3 protein-coding genes are annotated in these 2,193 nt (G+C 63.7%); 2 read left to right on the top strand and 1 reads right to left on the bottom strand.

The window, feature by feature from the left end; translation table 11 throughout:
• Nucleotides 1-241: 241 nt before the first annotated feature.
• On the top strand, nucleotides 242-928 hold the full coding sequence (locus tag VEY12_00815) for a hypothetical protein (GenBank protein ID HYM38673.1): 687 nt from the start codon (nucleotides 242-244) through the stop codon (nucleotides 926-928).
• Here the strand turns inward: VEY12_00815 and VEY12_00810 are convergent.
• Nucleotides 912-1,532 (bottom strand): MBL fold metallo-hydrolase, encoded by a 621-nt coding sequence (locus VEY12_00810; GenBank protein HYM38672.1) that lies wholly within the window; start codon nucleotides 1,530-1,532, stop codon nucleotides 912-914. The two genes, VEY12_00815 and VEY12_00810, sit on opposite strands and share 17 nt — an antisense overlap.
• Before the next feature lie 154 nt (nucleotides 1,533-1,686).
• Between VEY12_00810 and VEY12_00805 the strand changes: the two genes are divergently transcribed.
• Nucleotides 1,687-2,193, top strand: a 507-nt coding sequence (locus VEY12_00805) for a hypothetical protein (protein HYM38671.1), incomplete at its 3' end; no start/stop codon positions are given.

Raw genomic sequence — 2,193 nt, 5'->3', positions numbered from 1 at the left:
GGGGAAGAAGGCCGCCGCGAAATCGACGGAGACCACGCCGAAGAAGGCGCCGCGAAAGAGAGCCACCGCCCGCAAGAAGAAGCCAATGGCCGCCCCCGTCGAGGCGGAGATCGCTTCGGGATAGAGCGAAGGCGCGGAAGGCCCTCGCGCGGCGGACACGTCCCGGCATCTCGACACCATACGGCGGGTCTCCGCAGAGGAGAAGTACTCCGCCGCCCTTGTCACCCTTGGAGGGATTGCCTTGGCAGAGGAAACGACGGCGAGGGGCATACGGATTGAAGAACCGCGGCCGAAGTCTCGCACCCGACGCACCCAAGTTCTGATTGCCGCACTCGTGGCGTGGGCCGCGGTAGCGACAGGGATACTAGGCTGGACGCTCAGCGTTCCCAGCGGCCCCTCCCAAACCGCGATCTGGGATTCAGACGCACGTGTTCTCCTTCAGCTCGATGGCCTCTTTGGGTTGACGCAAGATTCCCTCCGACAGTGGGCAACGAGCCAGAACCTCCCGTTTGGTCTGGACGCCCTCAACCTCACGGTCGCTGCCTCCGGGGCCGCCTCCTTCGGTGAACTCTATGGTCCCGGGCACTTCGCCTCGGGGGCGGCTCTGAATCTCACCGCGAAGCTACTCCACTGCGACTATGCTGGCCTCTTCAATTTGGTCAGCCTCAGCCAGCCCGGCGGCCTCTCATCGAGGCCTTGGCTTGCCGGAGAACTTGACGTCATCTCCCGACTCTACGGCAACCTCAGTCTGATGCTCCGTGTGACGTGGGGAGGGAATGACCCCGTCGCCCAGCTGGGTGCTCAGACGGTGGCGGAGATTCGCGCGCAAGCGGATGCCCTGCATTCGCTGAATGCGGGATACGCCCACTCGGTGGACTACTCGTGCCCAAGCACATGGCCCTGCGACGTGACTACGGAGACGCCATGAACTCGACAAACTCCTCGACGCTCCGCGGCTGGAGTACGAAGTTTGTCTTCTTCTCCCGCCCGATCGTGGAGGTCGGCGTCCGACCGTAGTGATGCCCGGGACAGACGACGAGCGCGTCGTCCATCGCGCGGACCTTGTTGAAAAGAGAGTCGTACATCGCGCGGACGTCGGACCCGGGAAGGTCCGTCCGGCCGCAGTCGCCGACGAACAGGCAGTCGCCCGTGAAGACGCGGCCCGCGACGATGTAGCAGCACGAATCGGGTGAGTGACCTGGTGTGTGGACGACCTTTACCTTGAGTTCACCGACGGGAACGATGTCCCCATCGTGGAGAACGAGATCCTTGCGGGCCAGGCTGAGCTCATGGGCGGCCACTTTGCCGCCCGTCTCGTCCGCGAGGCGTTCGTTGTCGAAGATATGGTCCGGGTGGTGGTGCGTGTTGAAGATCGTCTCGATCGCGTAGCCGTTCTCGCGGGCCACCTGCTGGAGGATGCGCGCGTCAAAGCTCGGGTCGATGACCGCGGCGACCTTCTTCGTCGGGTCACCGATCAGGTACCCGAAGTTCCGCATCTGGCCGATGAGGCGCTGGTCGAAGAACGGCTCCATGGAGCGCGGGTTGGCACCTCGGCGGATGGACATAAGGATTCGGTCCACGGCACGCGATGGTCGTCCCAGAAAACTCTATCGAGAACCGTGAGGTAGGCTCGCCGAAGAGGTCGATTCCCTGTTCGTAGGTCACTTCGCCTTCGCGTTCGTTCTCATGTGGCTGTTCCCTGGCGTGAACCCTCTCGTCATCCTGGCGGGAGTGAGTTTTCCCGACATCCTCTGGCCATTCCTGGTGTTCTCGGGCACCGAGAAGGTCGTAGTCGACCCGGCATCTCCCCTCCAAAGCAACATCCGGTTCACCGGGCTTCGCTACTCGCATTCCCTCGTCCTCGGGACCGCCATCGCCTCCGTGATCGGAGCGGTCCTGGGCCTCGTCGTGAATCCCCTGACGGGATTCGTGTTCGTTCTCGCCTCGGCATCCCACTGGGTCCTCGACATCCCCGTTCACCTTCGAGACCTCCCGGTGCTGGGCTTCAACGGGGATCGGAAGGTAGGCCTGGGACTGTGGGCGCGGCCGAGGCTCGCGTTCACGGTTGAGTTCCTCTTTTACGTCGCTCTGAGCGTCCTCTTCGTGCCGGCCACCGTGCTCCCGCTCGTGCTCGTCCTCGGCGCGGTCTTCCACCTGCTCAACGCCAACTCGTTCCTGGGGCTCACGAAGAAG

The sequence above is a fragment of the Thermoplasmata archaeon genome (genome assembly GCA_035632695.1).
GTDB lineage: Archaea > Thermoplasmatota > Thermoplasmata > RBG-16-68-12 > RBG-16-68-12 > RBG-16-68-12.
Note: the sequence above shows the minus strand (reverse complement) of the source record. Positions and strands in the feature narration are given on the sequence as shown.

Bases quoted from the DNA above. Each gene is read 5' to 3' on its own strand.
- VEY12_00810 (HYM38672.1), bottom strand. From the start codon at position 1,532: ATGGAGCCGTTCTTCGACCAGCGCCTCATCGGCCAGATGCGGAACTTC.